This window comes from Streptomyces sp. C, from assembly GCF_000158895.1.
GTDB lineage: Bacteria > Actinomycetota > Actinomycetes > Streptomycetales > Streptomycetaceae > Streptomyces > Streptomyces racemochromogenes.
The window spans coordinates 79,719-99,825 of the sequence record NZ_GG657751.1 but is presented as its reverse complement, the minus strand read 5'-3'; the positions used below and the strand labels follow the sequence as shown (position 1 = coordinate 99,825).

The 20,107-nt window shown below is 72.8% G+C and carries 21 protein-coding genes; 12 read left to right on the top strand and 9 right to left on the bottom strand.

Annotation, left to right across the window (positions count from 1 at the left end; translation table 11 throughout):
• Window positions 1-1,835: amidohydrolase (locus SSNG_RS33695; protein WP_063749976.1), on the top strand; the 1,835-nt coding region annotated here is incomplete at its 5' end.
• A gap of 17 nt (window positions 1,836-1,852) precedes the next feature.
• The gene (locus SSNG_RS33690; protein ID WP_007268439.1) at window positions 1,853-2,596 is read left to right on the top strand and encodes a GPR1/FUN34/YaaH family transporter; all 744 of its coding nucleotides are present in this window, start codon (window positions 1,853-1,855) and stop codon (window positions 2,594-2,596) included.
• 69 nt (window positions 2,597-2,665) lie between these two features.
• On the opposite strand, the gene SSNG_RS33685 is transcribed toward SSNG_RS33690, so the two are convergent.
• The 3 genes from SSNG_RS33685 to SSNG_RS33675 all read right to left on the bottom strand — a co-directional run bounded on the left by SSNG_RS33685 (window position 2,666) and on the right by SSNG_RS33675 (window position 7,794).
• On the bottom strand, window positions 2,666-3,682 hold the full coding sequence (locus tag SSNG_RS33685; RefSeq protein WP_042804601.1) for a helix-turn-helix domain-containing protein: 1,017 nt from the start codon (window positions 3,680-3,682) through the stop codon (window positions 2,666-2,668).
• A gap of 101 nt (window positions 3,683-3,783) precedes the next feature.
• Window positions 3,784-6,486 carry a LuxR family transcriptional regulator gene (locus tag SSNG_RS33680; RefSeq protein WP_050779980.1) on the bottom strand — a complete coding sequence of 901 codons (2,703 nt, stop codon included), beginning with the start codon at window positions 6,484-6,486 and terminating at the stop codon, window positions 3,784-3,786.
• Between the two features lie 333 nt (window positions 6,487-6,819).
• The gene (locus SSNG_RS33675) at window positions 6,820-7,794 is read right to left on the bottom strand and encodes a LysR family transcriptional regulator (RefSeq protein WP_241695299.1); all 975 of its coding nucleotides are present in this window, start codon (window positions 7,792-7,794) and stop codon (window positions 6,820-6,822) included.
• Window positions 7,795-7,904: 110 nt separating this feature from the next.
• On the opposite strand from SSNG_RS33675, the gene SSNG_RS33670 reads away from it, so the two are divergent.
• Window positions 7,905-8,249, top strand: coding sequence for a carboxymuconolactone decarboxylase family protein (locus tag SSNG_RS33670; protein ID WP_007268435.1), 345 nt, complete (start codon window positions 7,905-7,907; stop codon window positions 8,247-8,249).
• A gap of 141 nt (window positions 8,250-8,390) precedes the next feature.
• Entirely contained in the window at window positions 8,391-9,263 is an 873-nt protein-coding gene (locus SSNG_RS33665) for an isocitrate lyase/PEP mutase family protein (protein WP_007268434.1), read from the top strand.
• 77 nt (window positions 9,264-9,340) lie between these two features.
• Here the strand turns inward: SSNG_RS33665 and SSNG_RS33660 are convergent, their stop codons facing one another.
• On the bottom strand, window positions 9,341-9,667 hold the full coding sequence (locus SSNG_RS33660; protein ID WP_007268433.1) for a GYD domain-containing protein: 327 nt from the start codon (window positions 9,665-9,667) through the stop codon (window positions 9,341-9,343).
• Between the two features lie 39 nt (window positions 9,668-9,706).
• Window positions 9,707-9,982 carry an isoamylase early set domain-containing protein gene (locus SSNG_RS33655; RefSeq protein WP_042804599.1) on the bottom strand — a complete coding sequence of 92 codons (276 nt, stop codon included), beginning with the start codon at window positions 9,980-9,982 and terminating at the stop codon, window positions 9,707-9,709.
• A gap of 260 nt (window positions 9,983-10,242) precedes the next feature.
• Here SSNG_RS33655 and SSNG_RS33650 point away from each other — a divergent pair, with 260 nt between their 5' ends.
• A complete protein-coding gene (locus tag SSNG_RS33650; protein ID WP_007268431.1) occupies window positions 10,243-11,505 on the top strand; it encodes a PP2C family protein-serine/threonine phosphatase in 1,263 nt (420 codons plus the stop codon).
• On the opposite strand, the gene SSNG_RS33645 is transcribed toward SSNG_RS33650, so the two are convergent.
• Window positions 11,490-12,152: a hypothetical protein gene (locus tag SSNG_RS33645; RefSeq protein ID WP_007268430.1), complete on the bottom strand. Its 663-nt coding sequence runs from the start codon at window positions 12,150-12,152 to the stop codon at window positions 11,490-11,492. The genes SSNG_RS33650 and SSNG_RS33645 overlap by 16 nt on opposite strands.
• 128 nt (window positions 12,153-12,280) lie before the next feature.
• On the opposite strand from SSNG_RS33645, the gene SSNG_RS33640 reads away from it, so the two are divergent.
• The 6 genes from SSNG_RS33640 to SSNG_RS33615 all read left to right on the top strand — a co-directional run bounded on the left by SSNG_RS33640 (window position 12,281) and on the right by SSNG_RS33615 (window position 16,343).
• The gene (locus SSNG_RS33640; RefSeq protein WP_007268429.1) at window positions 12,281-12,715 is read left to right on the top strand and encodes an Hsp20/alpha crystallin family protein; all 435 of its coding nucleotides are present in this window, start codon (window positions 12,281-12,283) and stop codon (window positions 12,713-12,715) included.
• A 134-nt stretch (window positions 12,716-12,849) separates the two neighbouring features.
• Window positions 12,850-13,245 carry a DUF2267 domain-containing protein gene (locus SSNG_RS33635; protein ID WP_007268428.1) on the top strand — a complete coding sequence of 132 codons (396 nt, stop codon included), beginning with the start codon at window positions 12,850-12,852 and terminating at the stop codon, window positions 13,243-13,245.
• 253 nt (window positions 13,246-13,498) lie between these two features.
• Window positions 13,499-14,062 (top strand): papain-like cysteine protease family protein, encoded by a 564-nt coding sequence (locus SSNG_RS33630; protein WP_042804598.1) that lies wholly within the window; start codon window positions 13,499-13,501, stop codon window positions 14,060-14,062.
• Window positions 14,063-14,072: 10 nt separating this feature from the next.
• The gene (locus SSNG_RS33625; RefSeq protein ID WP_007268426.1) at window positions 14,073-14,951 is read left to right on the top strand and encodes a hypothetical protein; all 879 of its coding nucleotides are present in this window, start codon (window positions 14,073-14,075) and stop codon (window positions 14,949-14,951) included.
• A gap of 619 nt (window positions 14,952-15,570) precedes the next feature.
• Window positions 15,571-15,921 carry a MerR family transcriptional regulator gene (locus SSNG_RS33620; RefSeq protein WP_007268425.1) on the top strand — a complete coding sequence of 117 codons (351 nt, stop codon included), beginning with the start codon at window positions 15,571-15,573 and terminating at the stop codon, window positions 15,919-15,921.
• 218 nt (window positions 15,922-16,139) lie between these two features.
• Window positions 16,140-16,343 carry a cold-shock protein gene (locus SSNG_RS33615; RefSeq protein ID WP_007268424.1) on the top strand — a complete coding sequence of 68 codons (204 nt, stop codon included), beginning with the start codon at window positions 16,140-16,142 and terminating at the stop codon, window positions 16,341-16,343.
• A 201-nt stretch (window positions 16,344-16,544) separates the two neighbouring features.
• Here the strand turns inward: SSNG_RS33615 and SSNG_RS33610 are convergent, their stop codons facing one another.
• Window positions 16,545-17,267, bottom strand: a complete 723-nt coding sequence (locus SSNG_RS33610) for a hypothetical protein (protein WP_007268423.1) — start codon at window positions 17,265-17,267, stop codon at window positions 16,545-16,547.
• 89 nt (window positions 17,268-17,356) lie between these two features.
• On the opposite strand from SSNG_RS33610, the gene SSNG_RS40665 reads away from it, so the two are divergent.
• A protein-coding gene (locus SSNG_RS40665; RefSeq protein ID WP_128637599.1) for an IS5 family transposase occupies window positions 17,357-18,291 on the top strand; the annotation gives its coding sequence in 2 pieces (ribosomal slippage) (window positions 17,357-17,759 and window positions 17,759-18,291; 936 coding nt in all).
• An 18-nt stretch (window positions 18,292-18,309) separates the two neighbouring features.
• On the opposite strand, the gene SSNG_RS33595 is transcribed toward SSNG_RS40665, so the two are convergent.
• The gene (locus SSNG_RS33595) at window positions 18,310-19,011 is read right to left on the bottom strand and encodes a hypothetical protein (RefSeq protein ID WP_129593408.1); all 702 of its coding nucleotides are present in this window, start codon (window positions 19,009-19,011) and stop codon (window positions 18,310-18,312) included.
• A gap of 149 nt (window positions 19,012-19,160) precedes the next feature.
• A complete protein-coding gene (locus SSNG_RS33590) occupies window positions 19,161-19,940 on the bottom strand; it encodes a TIGR04222 domain-containing membrane protein (RefSeq protein ID WP_007268419.1) in 780 nt (259 codons plus the stop codon).
• Between the last annotated feature and the right edge of the window lie 167 nt (window positions 19,941-20,107).

The window sequence follows — 20,107 nt, the reverse complement described above, 5'->3', positions numbered from 1 at the left end:
ACCTCGTGGTCCGCAACGCCAAGGTGTCCACCGGGGACCCCGCCCGTCCCGCGGCCGCCGGCGTGGCCGTCCGCGACGGCCGGATCCTGGCCCTCGGGGACGATCACCAACTGGCCGGGCTCATCGGACCCGCCACCCGCGTGGTCGACGCGCTCGGCCGCCGCGTGGTCCCCGGGCTGAACGACTCGCACCTGCACGTCATCCGCGGCGGCCTCAACTACGTGCTGGAGCTCCGGTGGGACGGGGTGCGCAGCCTGCGTCACGCCCTGGCCATGCTGCGCGAGCAGGCCGGCCGCACACCGAAGGGGCAGTGGATCCGCGTCGTCGGCGGCTGGACGCCCGAGCAGTTCGCCGAACGCCGCATGCCGACGGTCGCCGAGCTGAACGCGGCCGCACCCGACACCCCCGTCTTCGTCCTGCACCTGTACCAGTCCGCGCTCATGAACCGGGCCGCCGTCATCGCCGCCGGATTCACCCGCGACACCCCCGACCCGCGCGGCGGGCAGATCGTACGCGGCCGCGACGGAGAACCGACCGGCGTCCTGCTGGCCGCGCCCGGCGCCCTCCTGCTGTACTCCACCCTCGCCCGGGCTCCCGGGCTCGACCCGGCCGACCGGCGCACCTCGACCATCCACTTCCTGCGCGAACTCAACCGGTTCGGCCTCACCTCGGCGCTCGACGCCGCCGGCGGCTTCCAGAACTTCCCCACCGACTACGGCACCGTCACCGACCTCGCCCGCTCCGGCGAACTGACCCTGCGCATCGCCTACTACCTCTTCCCGCAGACCACGGGCCAGGAACTGGACGACCTGCGCCGCTGGACGCAGACGGTCCGGCCCGGCGACGGAGACGCATGGCTGCGCCTGGCCGGAGCCGGCGAGAACCTCACCTGGGCCGCGGCCGACTTCGAGAACTTCGCCGAGCCGCGACCCGCCCTCGCCGCGGACTACGAGACCGAGTTCGAGCAGGCCGTCCGGCTGCTGATGGAGAACGGCTGGGGATTCCGGCTGCACGCCACCTACGACGAGACCATCCGCCGTGACCTGGCCGTCTTCGAGAAACTCGCCGCCGAAGGCCTGTTCCCCGCCGGCAACCGTTGGCTGTTCGACCACGCCGAGACCGTGCGCGACGACAGCCTCGACCGGATCGCCGCCCTCGGCGGCTCACTGTCGGTGCAGAACCGCATGTCCTTCCAGGGCAGTGTCTTCCTCGACCGCTACGGCGCCGAGGCCGCCTCCCGCACGCCGCCGGTGCGCGCCATGCTCGACCGGGGCCTGACGGTGGCCGCCGGAACCGACGCCACCCGCGTGTCCTCGTACAACCCGTGGGTCGCCCTGCACTGGCTGGTGACCGGCCGCACCGTTGGCGGCACGCCGCTCTATCCGCCCGCCGGCCTCCTCGACCGGCACGAGGCCCTCGACCTGTACACCCGGGGCGGGGCGCGGCTGACCGGAGAGGAGGACGTCAAGGGCGTCCTGCGCGAGGGCTGCTTCGCGGACCTGGCCGTGCTCTCCCACGACTACTTCACCGTCCCGGACGAGGTCATCCCCGCCATCGAATCGGTGCTCACGGTCGTCGGCGGACGCATCGTGCACGCGACCGCGGAGTACACCGGCCCGGCGGAGTCCACACCTCCGGTCTCCCCGGCGTGGAGCCCCGTGGCCCGCTTCGGCGGCTACGCCGCCCCGGGCGACCGCCACGGGGCCGCCCAGGCCGACGCCGTGGCCGAGGCCGCCGCCGAATCCGAACGGCACCGCGCCTGGCGGGCCGCCCGCCCGGATTCCGGACCCGTTCCACGACCCGCGCAGCCCGTCGACCCGTGCCTGTGGCACTGAACGAGGGGAGCAGACGGATGGACACCGATCCCGCCGCAGGGGCCACCGCACCCGGCGCCGGCCGGGACCCCGGTTCGGACGCCGGGGCCGGCCGCCGTTTCGAGCCCGACCTCCGGGCGATGACCAGGATCACGCTGCACCCCATCGCCTCGCCGATGCCGCTGGGCTTCTTCACGGTGGCCATCGCCTCCGTGATGACAGGCTGCCTGCAACTGGGCGTCCTGGGTCCCGCCGACCGGCAGGCCGTGGCGCTGTGCGTACTGCCCGCCTTCGCCCTGCAACTCGTCGTCAGCGTGCTGGCCTTCGGGGCACGGGACGTCATCGCCGCCACCCTGATGGGCACGTTCGCCGGCAGCTGGCTCGCGTACGCCCTGGTCATGGGCAGCGGCGCGCCCGGCGGACCCAGGGTGCTCGGCGTCTTCAACATGGCGTTCCTGTGCTTCGGGGCCCTCATGGCCGCGGTGACCAGGCCCAAGCGGGCCCTGTGGCTGGTGCTCGTGGTCTCCCTGCCCCGCTGGGCGGCCACCGGCCTGGGCGGGATCACCGGGGCCGAGTGGCTGACACGCACGGCCGGCGGCCTGGGGATCCTGGTGGCGCTCGCCGCCGGCTACGCGGCCTTCGCGCTCATGCTCGAAGACGTGCGCGGCGAGGAAGTCCTGCCCCTCGGCCGCACCGGACCCGCGCACCGCGCCGTGGAGGGCGACCTCGCCCTGCAGCTGCGCAACCTCGAACGACAGGCGGGCGTACGCCGCACCCTGTGACCCGTCGCCCGCCGGGCGCCACCCGCCACCCGTCGCCCGGCCGGCGGCACCCGTCGTCCGCCGGACCGGCTACGCACCCGTGACGGGGCCCGCGGACCCGCCCACCCGGTCACCGGACCCCCCGGCCGGGGGGAGGCCGGCGGCGGCCTGCCATTCGCGGGGCGACATGCCGTAGGCGGCACGGAAGGCACGGCTGAAGTGGGAGGGGCTGACGAACCCCCAGCGCTGGGCGACGGCCCCCACGGCCGGCCCGGCCCGGCCGGGCCGGGCCAGCTCCCGGCGGCAGCGCTCCAGCCGTTCGCGCAGGACCCAGCGCCCCAATGTCGTGCCCTCGGCGTGGAACAGTCTGTGCAGGTACCGCACCGACACGTGGTGGGCCGCGGCGACCCGTTCCGGGCACAGGCCGGGATCACCCAGATGGAGCAGGACGTACTCCTGCACGCGGGTCAGCATGGCGCGCGCGTGCTCCGGTGCCTGCGGATCGAGCCGGCCGCGCCGCTCGCGGACCAGGAGGGCCAGCAGATCGGAGGCGGTCAGGGCGAGCCGGTGGCCGGTGTGCGGGTCGAAGCCGGCCGCCTGCCGGGCGAGCCGGCCCAGGAACGCCGCCACCAGGCCGGACGTCCCGGACACACCGTCGAACAACGTGCCGGTGGCCGCCCGGAGATCGTCGTCCGAGACGCCCAGGCTCGTCTTGTGCACCCGGAAGGCGGTGAAGCGGAAGGCATCGTGCTGCTCGCGCCGGTAGGGCCGCCCGGCGTCCGAGCAGGTGAACGAGCCGGGCTCCACGAGGGCCTGACGGCCGTCCTGCGTGAGCCGCGCGGTTCCCCGGTGCTGGAGGGTGACGGTCAGGTACTCCTCGCCGCCCTGCGCGATCCGGCGTGCGCTGCGGTCCACCGTCTGGGGTCCGGCCTCGACCTCGGAGATCTGGAGCGGGCCGAGCGACCTGCTGGTGATCGTCCCGGCCGAGGGCACGGGTTCGTGCAGCCGGACGTCGAGCGGGATGAAGGTACCGGATACCAACTCGTGCCAGTATCCCGCACGTTCACCGGGCGGCAGCGGAAGGATGGTGGATTCCACGAGGGACATGAGGGGCTCCGAACGGGGTACGGGTCGTTCCGCTCCCACTCTCGGCCCCCCGCGCCCCGCGGCCATCCGTCACGTGACGTACGCCGTGGCACCGGACCGTCTCAGTCCCCCGGTTCCTGCTCCACCACGTCGCGCAGCTGTGCGCGCGCGGACACGCCCAGGACGGGGAAGACCTGGTAGAGGTGGGTGCCGACGGTGCGCGGGGAGAGGAACAGCCGCTCGCCGATCTCCCGGTTGGTCAGCCCCTGGGCGGCGAGACGGACGATCCGCTGCCGCTGCGGGGTCAGCGAGCGCAGGGCACTGGTGCGGGCCGATTCGACGGAGACGCCGGCCGCGCGCAGTTCCGCCTCGGCGCGGGCCGCCCAGGATCCGGCGCCGAGCCCCTCGAAGACCTCGCGCGCCTTGGTCAGGGCCCCGCGGGCGTCGGCGATCTGCCGCCGCCGGCGCAGCCACTCGCCGTACTCCAGCCACACCTGGCCCCGCTCGAAGGGCCAGCGCCCGCCCTCCCGGTCCTCCAGGGCCTCCCGGAAGTACGCTCCGGCGTCGGCCGGGGCGGCGAGCAGGGCCGTGGCGCGCAGCAGGATCTGACGCAGCCGGACCGAGGCCCCGTCGCCGACTTCGGTGCGGACCCGGGCGAGTACGAGACGGGCGTCCTCGGTCCGGCCGGTGAGCACGGCGGCGGCCGCGAGATCGGCGACGCCGTAGCAGGACAGGTGGTAGTGCAGCGGCGCCCCCGCCTCGTCGTACAGGGCGCGCAGGTGACGGTGGGCGGAGGTGTGGTCGCCGAGGGCGGTGGCCGCCAGGCCGGCGGCGCGGTGGGCGCGCGCCGCGGTCGCGAGCGCTCCGGCCGGCTCGGTGACCGCGAGGACGGCCGCCGCGTGCCGCAGGGCGGTCTCCGGCTCACCCGTCAGGGCGCACACCGTGGCGAGGGCGGCCAGGGCACGCGCGGGCCCGAGCGTGTGCCGGCCGGCGAGGAACCGCTCGGCCGGCCGCTCGACGCCGAGACGGGCGTCGGCCCACCGCCCGCCGTCGAGGTTGGCGAAGGCCAGGTCGGCGGCGGCGGTGCCGGCGTGGAAGTCCGCGGCTCCCTCCCACTGCGGGTTGACCAGTTCGCCCAGCAGGCTGACGGACGTCTCGGTTTCGTCGAGCAGCATGCACAGGACGCCCAGGGTGTGGCTCTCCGTCGGGATCAGGCCCGGGGCGGCCGTCACGACGGGCAGCAGGGCGCGGATCGCCGGGCCGTGGACGAACGGGTCCGTGCAGCCGGTGTCCCACAGATGGAACGGGTGGCCGGCCATGCCCTCGTCATCGGCCCGCGCCGCGAGCATGGGGCGGATCCGCTCCCGCTGCGCGGGCAGACCCGAGTGGTAGACGATGCCGGTGGCGATCGTGCTGACACCCGCGTCGATCTGCGCCGCACCCGGCAGTTCGTCCGGCACCACCAGGGCGAACGCGCGCTCCATGCGCAGGGTCAGCATCGCGACGAGGCCGCCGAGCGCCGATATCCAGCGCCGGGCCTCCGGGCCGGCTTCGAGGCGGGAGGCATCGGCGGCGAGGGCTTCGGCCCGGTCGGTGTCACCGGCGACGACGGCCGCGTAGGCCGCGGTCGACAGCAGCCGTGTCCGCTCGGTCGCCACCGGGTGCAGCTGCGCGGCGCGTTCGAGTCCGGCGACGGTCTCGGCGATGGCGCCGCGGGCGAGGGCGCGCATGGCGGTGCCCTCCAGCTCGCCCGAGACCGCCGGATCGGGTTCGACCGCGGCGGCGGACAGCTGCCAGGCCCGCCGGTCGGGGTCGGAGCCGAGGGCGGCCGCGAGCGCCAGGTGGGCGCGGCGCCGCTCGGTGAACGGGGCGGCTCCGTAGATGGCGGACCGGATCAGGGGGTGGCGGAAGCTGATGCGGTCGGCCTGCACATGCACCAGTCCGGCACGCTCGGCGGGCAGCCACACGTCCGTGTCCGGACCGGACGGCAGGGCGGCGAGGACATCGGCGAGGGCGGCGCCCTCGGCGGCGGCGGCGACCACCAGCGCCGCACGGGTGGCGGCGGGCAGTTCGTCGACCTGGGAGGCGAAGGTGCGCTCCAGCAGATCGGTGACCGGTACCGGGCCGACGGCGGGGAGCCGGCCGCCGTCGCGGGCGGCGGACCGCGCCAGCTCGACCAGTGCCAGCGGGTTGCCGGCGGCGGTGTCGAGGAGCTGGCGGCGGGCCGGGCCGACGGGTGCGCCCGGCTGCGCGGCGAGGAGTTCCTCCGCCTCGGCGGGCGGGAGCGGGGGCACGACCAGCTCCGGGACGGCCGGGTCCAGCCAGTCGGGGCGGCAGCCGCGGGCGGCGACGACCAGGCCGATCGACTCGCCGTCCAGGCGGCGGGCGAGGAAACCGAGCACCTGGCAGCTGCCGCGGTCGAGCCACTGGGCGTCGTCCACGGCCAGCACCAGCCGGGCGACGGAGGCGACCTGGGACGTGAGGGTGAGCACCGCCAGGCTCATCATCATCAGGTCGGGCGGCGTCGGGTCGTCCCCGAGGCCGAACGCCGCCAGCAGGGCGGCCCGCTGACGGGGCGGCAGGCCGCCGGTCCCGTCCAGGACCGGCAGCAGCAGCTGGTGCAGGCCGGCGAAGGCGAGTTCGGACTCGGCCGCGTTGCCCCGCACGCGCAGCACCTGGGCGCCCGCCCGGACGGCCTCCTCGACGGCGGTGTCCAGCAGCAGGGTCTTGCCCACCCCCGCCTCCCCGAGGAGCAGCACCGCCGAAGACCCGCGGGGGGAGAGCGCCTCGGCGATGAACGCCCGTGCTTCCTGACGTCCGATCACCACGGAACTCCTGAAACTCTTCGTACGGAACACGGCCTCCGCGCGAGCCGGCCGGCGGGCCGGACCGGCGGAGATCACCGGCCCGGAGCATAACCGCCGCCGACCCGAGGGCGAATTCGCGAAGACCGACGGCCGATGACGCGGATCGCCGCAGATCCTCCGGGCGTCGGGGACGCTCCCGCCCGGCCGGGGGTGCGCCCGCACATCCGCGCCGCCCCCAGGCAGGTCGATCCTGCTCCTCATGGTGAGAGGAGGGCCGCTGCCGGGGCTCGGGGACGAGGCCGAGGGCGTCGCCCCGCTCGACCGGTCGGCCCGCGAGGCGGAATCGTCCGGCTACGAGGACGGCGCGGTACGAGCGCTCGGCCCCGGGTGCGCGACCGGGACGGTGGCGCGGACACCGGCCGGAGGATCCGCCGAAGCGTGGGCGTCCGCCAGGGCGGCGGCCACCGCGTCCACGAGCGGGTCGGGGGCGTCCGCGCGGCGGGCCAGCACCACGCGGCTCGGCGGATGGCCGTCGACCGGGACGAACGCGATGCCGGGGCGCGCGTGCCGGCGCGCGGCCCCGGCCGGCAGTATCCCGGTCACCCCGTCCCACACCACCGCGTGCAGGCATTCCTCGACGGACGCCACCACCGGGCCGGGAGTGTCCTCGTCAGCGGCGAGCCAGTACGCGCGCCACCGCGCGTCCGTCCCGGCCGGCAGCCGGAAGCGCGGCCTCCCCGCGAGTTCCCGCACGTGCAGCCGCGACCGCGCGGCGAGCGCGTCGTCCGCGGGCAGCGCCGCCACCAGGGGCTCGACGCCGAGCTGACGTACGGCCAGTCCCGAGGTGTCGAAGGGCAGACGGGTCAGGGCCAGGTCGGCCCGGCGCTCGCGCAGTCCGCCCGTCGGATCGGTCACCGGCGCCTCGTGCAGCCTGAGCCGCAGTCCGGGGCGCGTGTCGCGCAGCACCGCGAGCGCCGCGGGGCAGGAGTCCAGGCCGGCGCCGGCGACGGCGCCCAGGACGACCTCGCGTACGGACTCCGCGGCCCGCACCCGCTCACGGGCGCGCTCGGCCCGCGCCAGCAGGTCGCGCGCCTCCGGGAGCAGCACCCTTCCCGCCGCCGTCAGGCGCGCACCGGTCGGGATCCGGTCGAACAGACGGCACCCCAAGTCCGCCTCCAGATCGCGGATCCGGCGGCTGAGGGGCGGCTGGGCGAGGTGGAGCCGCACGGCGGCGCGGCCGAAGTGGCCCTCCTCCGAGAACGCGACGAAACAGCGCGGCCCGCGACGAAACAGCGCAAACGCCCTCAAGTCCCAGGACCCGGCCACGATACCGAAAAACGGGCCCCCCCCCCCCAGGGAACCGGTCTTGGACGCCGGGGCGGGACCCGGGATGAGGTGGAGACGTCCGACCCCATCGACTTCCGCGAGGAGCACCCATGTACGCCCACCCCGACGACCTCCACCGCGCCCGCTCCGTCGGCGCCGCCGCGGCCCCCGAGTTCGAGGCCTGGCTCGCCTTCCAGAAAGCGGTCGACCGCGAGGACGGCGCCGTCCCGCGCCGTTACCGCGAGCTGATCTCCGTGGCCGTGGCCCTCGTCACCCAGTGCGCGTACTGCCTCGACGTCCACACCGCGGCCGCCCGGCGGCACGGCGTGACCGCCGAGGAACTCGCCGAGACCGCGTTCGTCACCGCTTCGGTCCGGGCCGGCGGAACCCTGGCCCACGCCCTCCTCGCCGACCGCCTCTACGAACAGCACGGCCACCCCGACGGGGTTCGTTGAGCCATCCGCATGAGTAAAGGATGTGCAAGCAAAAGGCAACGGCTTCGCCAAGGGAACATCTGACACATGGGGTGAGGAGCGTCGCGCCGCGGCGGCTCCTCCCCCTCCCTGTGCCGATGCGCCCCTTTGGAGGAGTCGACGATGACCTACGGGAACGAGCTGCGGGAGCAGATCGCGAAGCCGGGCACCACACCCCTGATCGGCGTGTACGACATGTACTCGGCCTCGGTGGCGGCGCAGCACTACGACGGGATGTTCGTGTCCGGCTTCGGGTTCGCCGCCTCGTACTACGGCCTGCCCGACATCGGCTTCATCGCCTGGCCCGACATGGTGGCCTTCGTACAGCGGCTGCGCGGCGCCTTCCCCCGCCACCACCTCCTCGTCGACATCGACGACGGGTACGTCGACCCCGAAGTGGCCTGCCACGTCGTGGAGGTTCTGGAACGGACGGGCGCCTCCGGCGTCATCCTCGAGGACCAGAAACGTCCGCGACGGTGCGGACACGCCGACGGCAAGCAGGTACTGCCGCTGGCGGAGTACCTGGAGAAGCTGGAAATGGTGCTGGCGACCCGCAAGGACCTGGTCGTCGTCGCACGTACCGACGCCACGGAGGAAGCCGACATCATCACCCGCGCCCAGGCGCTGGCCGCGACGGACGCGGACGTCGTGCTCGTCGACGGCGTCCGCAGCGTGGAGTGGATCGAGCGGATCCGTGAGGCGGTCGGCGACAAGCCTCTGCTGTTCAACCAGATCGCCGGCGGCAAGTCGCCCCGCCTGTCCCTCGGCGAACTGACCGACCTCGGCGTCGACGTGGCCATCTACAGCACGCCCTGTCTCTTCGCCGCGCACAGGGCCATGGACGAGGCCCTGGCCGACCTGAGGCGCTCCGACGGGCGACTGCCCGCGACGAGCGGGCGTGACGAGGTCGGTGTCGGCGAGTCGACCCGGCTGCTGACCAACAACATCACCCGCCACCACCCCGTCCCCGGGGCGCGGGGGAGCGTGAGCGTGTGACGAGGGGCCTCCCACGGTGACGAACGGCCCCGGCCGGCGCGGCTCTGCGTGGGCGGGCGGTCCTCCTCGCCGGAGCGCTACGCGCCCGGAGCCCGGTACCGGATCTGCCCGGCTCTGCGCAGGGCGTCCAGTGTTTCGTCCACGCTCAGGAGAACGGTGGTCTCGAACGAGCTGAGCGCGCCGCCGCCGCTGATCGCCAGCGCGACGGAGGCCATGGACACGTTGTCCGGGGCTTCCCAGAGGTTGTAGCCGTCGTGTGTGCCGAAGGCGTACCAGAAGCCGTGGAGCTTTCCGCCGACGGACTCGATGTACGACCGGGCGGCCTGTGCGCGGTCCTCGGGGTGACCGGTCAGTCTGGCCCAGGTTTCCGGTGTGTAGCTGAACCTCGAGAGGTAGAGCGGCATCGCATCCTGCTTCCGTCTTCGTCAACAGCCCGGTGGTGGTCAGGTGTGCAGGCGGCTGTTGGGACCGTCCTGGTCGCCGGCGGTCTCGTCGTTGAACCAGTAGTCGCCGGCGGCGAGGTAACGGAAGGAGTGGACGCTCTCGCCCGGCAGTTCGACGGTGACCGCGCGCTTGCCGTCCTTCCGGGGTCGGAGCGCGTGGACACCCGGCTGCCAGCCGTTGAAGTCGCCGACCACGCTGACGGGGCCGGGCGGGGTATCGGCGGGCAGGACGAAGGTGACCTCGGTGCGGTCCTTCTTCAGCGTGCGCTCCAGCACAGGGGGACTCCTGACAGCAGGGGAGGGGTACGCCGTCCATCGTCTGCCCGGGCACGCCAGAGCGCACCCCGGCCCCGCTGCCCGTGTCCGGCGATTCACCCGCCCACCACACTCGTCACCACCCGCCCCCGCACCGGGCCTCCGCACCGTGGCTGCTGCGGCCGGTCCTCGGCATGTCACATGCCCAGGCGCGCGCGGGACGCTGCGGTTGTGATTGTGTCGGCGGGCGCCACGAGGGCGGTGACTTCTTGGAGGCTGGTGTGGCAGACGACCGGATCGGGCTGGCGCAGGTGCTGGCCGCGGCGGAGGCAGCCGCTCCGGTGGACTCCCTCGATGTGGTGGCGCGCAACCTCCGGGACCGGTTCGGTGCCCGCTACGTGTCGTTCCTGTTCGTCGATGTCGTCGGCCGGCGTCTGCTGCGGGTCCATGACACGGCCACCCGCCGGCAGGAGGACCGGGCCGAGCGGATCCCCCTGGCCGGCAGCAGCGTCTACGACGACGTCCTGCGCTACCAGCGCCTGGTCCTGGCGCCGGACGGCGGCCACGGTCAGCGGGTGCTGGCGCCGGTCACCAACCGCGGTGACACCATCGGCGTCCTGGAACTCTTCCTCACCGAGGCCACCGAGGAGGTGCTCGCCCAGGTGCAGGAGGCCGCGCACGCGCTGGCGTACGTGATCGTCACCGACCGGCGCTTCACCGACCTCTACCACTGGGCCAACCGCACCACCAGGGTGAGCCCGTCCGCGGAGATCCAGCGCCAGCTCCTGCCCACGGCCTCGGCCTGCGAGGCGCCCCAGTTCACCCTTGCCGGCGCCCTGGTACCCGCGTCCGACATCGCCGGCGACACCTACGACTTCAGCCTCGACCAGTACACCCTGCACCTGTCGATCACCGACGCGATGGGCCACGACGTCAGCGCGTCCCTGATGGCCACCCTCCTCGTCAACGCCTCCCGCGGCGCCCGCCGCGCCGGCGAAACCCTCGCCGAACAGGCCCGCCAGCTCCACCAGGCCCTCCTCGACCACGGCCGCAACAGCATCGCCACCGGCCAGCTCCTGCGCATCGCCCTGGACGGCACCCGCGCCCAGCTCGTCAACGCAGGCCACCCCTGGCCGCTGCGGCTGCGCGAGGGCGCCGTGACCGAACTGGGCCTGGAGGTGGACCTGCCCTTCGGTATCGCCCAGCAGGGCGCCTACCGGGTCCAGGACATCGACCTGCGGCCCGGTGACCGCCTGCTGCTCCACACGGACGGCATGCAGGAACGCGACGCCGAAACGGTCGACCTGCCCGGCCTGCTGCGCGAGACGGCGGCCGCGCACCCCCGGGAAGCGGTCCGTGCCCTGGTCGGCGCCGTCACCGACGCCCACGACGGCCGTCCGCCCCGGGACGACGCCACCGTCCTGTGCCTGGACTGGCACGGCCCCCACCGGGCCGCCGGCACCCCCGCCCGAGAGCGGTCCGCAGGCCGCGTCCGGCCCTCTCGGACCCGCCGCCTCCCGGGTACGGGTCACGTACTGCGCTGATCGCGGGCGTCCCGGCGGAGCTGGTCGGCGTGTCGGGTCATGGCGTCAATGCGTTCGGCGAGCTCGGCGTCCTCGGGCCGCAGGTGGGCGCGGGTGCCGGTCAGGGGGCGGACGAGGCGGGCGGTGTCGTTGTCGGCGAGGGCCTGGTTCAGGTCGCCTATGGCGCCCTCGGCGTCGTCGGCGAGGCCGGTGAGGGCGGTGATCTGGCCGGCGAGTCGGCGCAGGTCGGCGGCGTTGTCGCGGGCCCAGGCGTCCACGCTGCGGTCGGCGGCGCGGGCGTCGCGAATGGCCTGGACGCGTTCCTCGCCCGTGCTTCCGGCCTTCCCCGGCCGCAGGCGCAGGTAGCGGCGCTCGGCGGCCTGGCGGCTGGCGACTCCGAGGGGGCCGGCCAGGTCGGCCCAGCTGGCGCCCTCGCTGCGGGCGGTTTCGATCAGGCCGGATTCCCAGCCGCCCAGCTGCTCGCGGACCTCGCGCAGCATCAGCAGAGCGGCCAGGGCCGGGTGGGGGCCCGCGCCCGCTGCCGGCGGCGCTGCCGATGTGTCCGTGGAGGCTTCCTGCGCTTCCCTGACGGCCTGGTTGATGGTCTCCAGCGCCGCAGCGGCGGCCAGGAAGGTGACGGGTGCGGTCGGCTCTGCGGCCTCGTTCATGACGATCTCCGTTGTCTGTCATCCTCCAGATGACTTCCTGCTTGTCATCGTTTCGATGACATGTTACAACAGGAGCACGTTGAAGCGCATTGGCAGTTCCTGCCTGAACCGACTGGAGGTGTTTCGCGATGTTGATGCGCACCGACCCGTTCCGCGAGATGGACCGCATCGTCCAGCAGCTGTCCGGCGCGTCCGGCACGTGGTCGAAGCCGTCCGTGATGCCGATGGACGCCTACCGCCAGGGCGACGTGTACGTGATCGCCTTCGACCTCCCGGGCGTGAGCACCGAGGCGATCGACATCGACGTCGAGCGGAACATGCTGACCGTGAAGGCCGAGCGCCGGCCCGCGGAGAAGTCCGACGGCGTGCAGATGGAGCTCTCCGAGCGGCCCCTCGGCGTCTTCTCCCGCCAGGTCGTGCTGGCCGACACACTCGACACCGAGCACATCGAAGCGGACTACGACGCCGGTGTCCTGACCCTGCGGATCCCGATCGCCGAGCGCGCCAAGCCGCGGAAGATCGCGATCGGCGGCGACTCCGGCCGCAAGCAGATCTCCGGCTGACCGTCCCGGCAACCACCCGGCACCACCCGGCACCACCCGTTACCAGCAGCGGAGGACGGGGAACCGATCCCCCTCCGGCACCCCGCCCTCCGCCCCCTCCCCTTCCTTCGCCCCTCCCCTGGAGGTGACGTGAGATGTCGATGCGCAGGGAAGCCTTTCTGGACCACGTCCAGGAGCGCGGCGAGTACGAGACCCGGGAGGAAGCCGAACGGGCGGCCCGCGTCGTCCTGGCCCTGCTCGGCGCCCACCTGGTCGGAGCCGTGCGAGCGGCACTCGCCGCCCGCCTTCCCGAGACCTACGCCCTGATCCTCCTCAACCCCCTGCAGGCGGCGGAGCCGCTCTCTCCCGAACGCTTCGTCCGCGCGACCGCGGCCTGGATCGAGGGCGCCACCGAGAAGACGGCCTTGTGGGACATCGGCGCGGTCCTGTCCACCGTGGCCGCCGCGGCCGGAGACGTCCTCACCCGCGAAGCCCTGCTCCAGCTCCCGCCCGGCTACGACCTCCTCTTCGGCCACCCCCAGCCCACCTGACCGGCCGACGCCACCGGCGGGACCCCGAACCAGCGACGTTCCCCGCCTTCACCCGCCTCGCCGGCCCCGGCTTCCTCGCCCGCAGGGCAACACCCGTCTCAACCGAAACAGCATTCACAGCCTGATGAAACGACAATTAATCAGCCGGGGTTGAATTGATGCGCATCCCCTATGACGTCGACATGCCGCGCTGTCATATTCGTGCCAGATTTTCCGCTCATCTCGTTGCACCCGTCAGGGGGAAGGCAGGAACATGGGCAAATTCAGGTGCGGAACCGCGGCGGCGGCCATCGCGCTGGCCGCCTTGGGATCGCTCGCGGCCGCCGGCGGCACGGCTCACGCGGAAGCCGGTCAGGACAACATCAACATGTACAAGCAGGAGAAGACCCAGTGGTGCTGGGTCGCCTCCGGGCTGACCATCGCCAAGTTCCAGGGGTTCGGCTCCACGCAGACGGACTTCTGCAACCGGGCCCAGCCCTACTACGGCTGCAACAACCAGCCGGCCACGCTCGACGACATGGCCAAGGGCTGGAGCAGTCTCGGCATGACCCACACCGGCTCCGGCCTGAGCAGCGCGGCCACGTTCAACCAGGTGTACACCGACGTCAAGGCGGCCCGGCCGATCGGTGCCCGCATCGGGTGGACGTCCGGGGGCGGCCACATGAACGTGGTCTACGGCTTCGACACGTCGAACAACAGGATCGCCGTCGCCGACCCGTGGCCGGACACCACCACGTACACGTGGTGGAACTACAACGACTACGTGAGCAACAGCTCGTCCAAGTGGACACACTCCCGCATCGGCATCTCCCGCTAAGGCAGGCGACATGCGCGACACCGAAACGCCCAACGAGCGGGCGGCCTCCCGCTCCTCCCGCCTGTCTCTCGTCATCGCAGTGAGTGCGTCCGCGCTGCTGTCCGTCGTCGGTCCCGGTCCCACGCACGCGGCGACCGCCAGGGACCCCCTCCCGGCCGACATCCCCGACTACCAGGCCGCCCTCGACGCGGTGAAATCCACCGACGTCCGCAACACCGTCTGCCGCTTCCTGCGCACTCCGGTGCCCACCGACGGCGCCGGCGGGCCGGTGCAGACCATCCCCGAAACGACCGAGCCCTGCCAGGGCCTCCCGGCCTTCACGATCAAAGACCCGGTGGCACTGAACGAGATCACCCCCGGGTTCGTCGCGGGCACCGCCAAGCCACTGCCCACAGAGGCGCTCAAGCTGACACAGCTGGTCTCCTCGCTCAGCACCACCGTCAACGGCCGCAACGCCACCGTCATGCTCGCCCCCACCCAGGGCGGCGGCTGGCACCTGGCAGGCGTGCGCGACGGCGACCACGACGCCACATACGCCGGCAAGGCCACCCTGGGCACACTGGTCTTCACCGAGCCGCAGATCCGCGGCTGGTACCAGCTCAAGCTCACCACCGTCGAACCCCTCAACGACCAGGCCCGGCAAGGACTCGGCGGCCAGGCATCGGTGTCACTCACCGACTACCAGAAACTGGTCAAGGCCCGCTACGCCGACAAGCTGCCCGGCTCGGAGTACGACACCGCCGGCTACTCCAGCGGCTACAGCCTCCAGGGCGCGGAGGGTGACGCCCCGTCCGCCACCCTGCTCCTCGCCGGCGGTTCCGGCGCCGCACTCGCCCTCGCGGGCGGAGCCGTCGTGCTCCGCCGGCGCCGACGCGCGAGCACCCACTGAGCCTCCCCGGCGAGGATCAGACCCGGACGAGCCCTGGCGCGCGGACCTCCGATTACCTTCTGTGCCGCCCACCCAAAATCTATGACGGCCGGAGTAGACATTCCCCGGTGGTCTAGGTATGGTTTCTCTCGTAGCCAGAGAGAACGAAGGGCCCGGCAGAGATGAACTGGCGGGCAGCAGTACCCGCAGTTGCAGGACGGTGCGGCCGTGGAGCGTCGAAGCCGGAGCGGTTCCCGGCGACGGGGCTGACGGCCGCACCGGGTGGCCCGCAGTCATCAGGGGCCGCCGCGAGCAGTTGACGCAGTGGTGCAGTACCCGGCAGTACCCAGCAGTACCCGTAAGTGATTTGTCCGAGAGGGAAAGAACGGAGGAGCCGAGCGCCATCAGGATCGCCCGGGCGGAAAGCAGAGCCCGGGTACCGCAGGACATCGATAGTGAGGTGGTCTCCGGTCAAGCAACCGCGATCCCCGCACTCCCGACGCCGTTCAGGTCGGGCGAGCGGCAACGGAAAGCCGGCGCAGCATCAGGGCCGGCAGATGGTGTAGCTGTTCCTTCGGGGCCCTGGCGCTATGGCGCCAGGGCCCCTCAACGCGTTCACCCGCTTTATGAGAGAGGTTCCATGACAGCAGACAACCCGGCCGGCCCGCTGGGCGGCCACCTGGACGACGACGACTATCCCGCCTACACCATGGGCCGGGCCGCCGAGATGCTCGGCACGACCCAGGGCTTCCTCCGCGCGATCGGCGAGGCCCGCCTCATCACGCCGCTCCGCTCCGCCGGCGGCCACCGCCGCTACTCCCGCTACCAGCTGCGCATCGCCGCCCGCGCCCGGGAACTCGTCGACCAGGGCACCCCCATCGAGGCCGCCTGCCGCATCATCATCCTCGAGGACCAGCTCGAAGAGGCCCAGCGCCTCAACGCCGAGTACCGTCGCGCCGCCGATTCGGCCGGCCCGGACGCTGCGGCCTGAGACGGCCCCCGACCCGCTCCGCCAGGACGCACCGGCTCGATTCCTCTGGTGACAAGCCGTTGCCGACGGTATCGTCTGTGTCAGCTGTCGTGGTTCGGAAGTTCCCTTGCCCACGCCTTCGGCGTGGGTGTTTTGCTGTGCTGTGCCGCAGGAACCAGGGCGATCACCTCCGTCTTCCGCATAGGGCGGGAGGCGTCCGTCGACTGGAAGGCATGAACATGGCTACCGGAACTGTGAAGTGGTTCAACGCGGAGAAGGGCTTCGGCTTCATCGCCCAGGACGGCGGCGGCCCGGACGTCTTCGCCCACTACTCGGCGATCAACTCGACGGGCTACCGTGAGCTCCAGGAGGGCCAGGCCGTGACGTTCGACGTCACGCAGGGCCAGAAGGGCCCCCAGGCCGAGAACATCAACCTGGCCTGACCTTCGGGGCTCGCCCTCGGGCAACCGCGGTGGACGCGCTTCCCCACCATCGGTCCCCAGGGCGCCCGAACGGCCCAGGCCGGCCAGGCACCTCGCCGGCACTTGCCTCATGGGGGTCAGGCACACGCGCCCGACCCCCATCAGGGGGCAGGGCATCTTCCTCGTCTGGGATCGGTACTTGATGCGGTAGACCATCCCTCCCTAGAGCGGCGGCGGCTCGGCGGAGATGCCGGCCGCACCGGCCCAGGGGTCGTCCGTCCGGGGCTGCCGCTCCATGGCCGCGCGTTGTTCGGCGATCGAGGGGACGGCGGCCAGGGCCTCGGCCGGGCGGCCGTGCCTGACCAGCATGTAGGTCAGCTCGGAGGCGGCCCGGCTGTGGCTGGACGAGCGGAGGAGCGCAAGGGCCTCCGGCAGCCGGCCGGCCCGCTCCTCCGCGCGGGCGAGCAGGTCCAGCACCCGGTCGTCCCCGTCCCGGCCTTCGGTCACCTCGACCAGGTGCCTCAGCAGCCAGGGCTCGCCGAGGTGGGGTGCGAGCACGTCGACGGCCTCGTCGACCCGGTCGGCCATGACCGCCAGCTCGGCGTAGCGGGCGCAGACGTGGCCGTCGCCCAGGCCGGATCCGTCCGGTCGCACCGCCGCGAGCGCCTCTTCCGCCCGGCCCTGCTGGATCATCACCTCGGCGGTGACCCACTGGGCGGGCCTCCAGCCGATGTCCGCGAACGGGCCCGTCAGCGCCAGCGCCCGCTCGAACTCGCCGGCCGCGCACAAGGCCCGCGCGGCGGCCTCCGCGCAGTGCCAGTCCCCGCCCTCGCGGGCCGCCTGGACCAGCAACTCCAGCCGGCCGAGGTCGAGAAGGGCGCGCACCAGTCGCGGGGAGACGCCGCCCAGGGTCAGCGACTGCCAGGAAAGATCATCGACGTTCACCCGGGCAGCCTACGAACCACCACTGACAACCTCACCCCCCGCTCGGAGCAGACGGCGTCAGCCAACGAAACGCATCAACCAACGAGCAGATGATCCGACAGAATCGGCCTAAGGCCTGTCTGATAATTGATCTTGTGTCGGATCGAGGTGAGTTGACGAATGCGGCGTGGGAGCGGATAGCGCCCTTGTTGCCGCTGGTGGACGGGCGTGGTCGGCCGTGGCGTGATCACCGGCAGGTGGTCAATGGTGTGCTGTGGCGGTTGCGGACCGGTGCTCCGTGGCGTGACCTGCCTGAGCGGTACGGGCCGTGGCAGACCGTCTACGAGCGGTTCGCCCGCTGGGAGGCGGACGGCACGTGGGCAAGGCTGTTGGAGCACGTCCAGGTCCGCGACGACGCGGTGGGCCGGGTGGAGTGGACCGTAGCTGTCGACTCCACCGTCAACCGAGCCCACCAGCACGCCGCCGACGCACGCAAAAGGGGGACGCAAACCGCGACGAACTGGAAGATCCGGGCCGCTCGCAGACGCGCCAAGCCCTCGGCCGGTCCCGAGGCGGGCTGACCACCAAGGTCCACCTCGCCGTCGACGGCCGGGGCCTGCCCCTGTCCATCGTGCTCACGCCCGGCAACGTCAACGACGCCACCGCGTTCGCCGACGTCCTCGACGGGATCCGTGTTCCGCGGGCCCACTCCGGCCGCCCGCGCACGACACCGATCCGAGTCCTGGGCGACAAGGCCTACTCCAGCCGGGCGATCCGGCACCTGCTGCGGCGTCGGGGCATCGCCGTCACGATCCCCGAGCGCCGCGACCAAGCGGCCAACCGCCGGCGCCGGGGGCGCCTCGGCGGCCGGCCGCCCGCCTTCGACAAGGAGGTCTACCGCGACCGCAACGTGGTCGAACGCTGCTTCGCACGCCTCAAGCAGTTCCGTGCGATCGCGACCAGGTTCGACAAGCTCGCCAACCGCTACCGCGCCGGAATCGTCCTGGCCTCACTGATCCTCTGGCTCCGCGAACCAGCGAGGTGATCATTTGTCCGACACGCCTTAGCCCGTCGTGATCCGCCCTGTCGGATGGTCGCCCGCCAACACCGAGCGGATCCGTCGTGCCATCACGTCCGCCCACGCCTCCGCCGACGGGCTCGCGCCTTCCTTCGGCGTGTCGATCTGCGCTTCTATGCCGCCCACGCGCAGCACGACATGCGTGAACCGCTCGGCTGTGAAGCTCAGGCTCTCATCTCCGACTCCGGCGTCCTTCGGATTCCAGCAATTCAACAGCTTGCGGACGAGGCCCAGATTCCGTTTGGCCTGTTCCTCGTTGTTCAGGCTCAGACGGAAGTGCGCGCCGTCACCGCCGTCCTCGTTGCCCACACTCAGAACCAGCTGGTACGGCCCGCTGGAGCGCTCGGCGGCCTCTTGGGGCAGGGCACCGCACGTCAGCAGCCCCCCATCGTCTATGGCCGGGGCGGCGTCCCGCCAGCCAACAGAGTCCTCCCCGGAGAGCCGCCAGCCTGCGGGCAGTTCCTCTGCCGTGGGCATCATCAGATCAAGCCGGCCACTTGGGGATGGCTGCGCGCTCGGCTTCGCAGTCGGCGCGCCCGCCGCCGCAGTCGGTTGCCGTGAGGGGCCCTGTGCCTCCCCGCTGGAACAGCTGGCCAGCCCGGCCGCCAAGCCGATTGCAACGGCCGTCCCCCACCACGCGCGTTTCGTATGCCATTGCACGCCAGCCCCCTGAGCGTCATCGGTCACCGCAACACTCCGAACCGTAGCGCGCCGGGACCGCGGACGGCAGGGCGTCCGGCCAGTCTGCGCACCAAGCTCTGTTGGGATGGAATCGTCCTGGCAGCTGTGATGTTGTGGCGCCGCGAACCGCCCGATGATCATTTGTCAGACAGGCTCTAGCCCCCGCAGCTCGCGAACGCTTCGCCTGAGCCTCCGCCGCCCCGGTTCATCGGCGTTCCCGGCGGGCGGGTCAGCAGGCCGCTCTCCTCCGTGAACCGGGGGAGCTGGGCGCGGAGGGCCGGGGCGCCGAACAGGGCGATGCTCAGCAGGAGCTCGTCCGGCCGGCTCCGGGTCGCCGTGCGGACTCCCGCGTGGTCGCGGCGCAGCCGGGCGAGCAGTGCCGCCCCGCGCAGGGTGCGGCGGGGCCCTACCCACAAGGCAACCGCGCCCGCGTCGGCGAGGAGACCGAGCGCCAGCCACACCGCCGTGTCCGGCCCGCCCGCCGCGGCGGCGAGCGGCGCGGCCGCGAAGACCGGCAGCAGCAGGCTCCGTACGGCCCGCACCCGCCTGCGGGACACCACCAGCCCGGCCCGCTCCAGCTCTTCCGACACCCCGCGGACGGCCCGCCGTACCCGCTCCGTGTTCTGGAGGCGGCGCGGGTGGAGGGGTTTGTACAGTACGTGGAACTGGGCGCGGGCCACCTCGGAGCAGCCGCGCGGCAGCCGGGCCCTGCCGGGCTCCACGGTCCGCCGCCATCCGGCCTCGACCGAACCGGCCAGGTACAGCTCGATCAGCCCGCACTGGGCCGCACCCCGCGCACCGCCGCGCAGCAGGCCGGTCTCGACGGGGGAGAGCCGCAGGTCCAGCGGGCCGCGGCCCGGGCGAAGGCGCAGGACGGCGGCGATCAGCAACAGCAGCCACGCCCCTGCCGCCGAGACGGCGTTGACGACGAGCACGGCACCCTCCTCCCCCGGGGCCCTCAGCCTGCACCCGAAGCGTGGATTCCGCCAGCGTCAACCCCCGGTCACCGCTCTACCAGGCGGCTCGCGGTCTCCAGGGCCGGGTGAAGCACCGGCCCTCGCCCTGCGGCGAGTACCGCGCACGGCACTTCTCACCCGTCCCG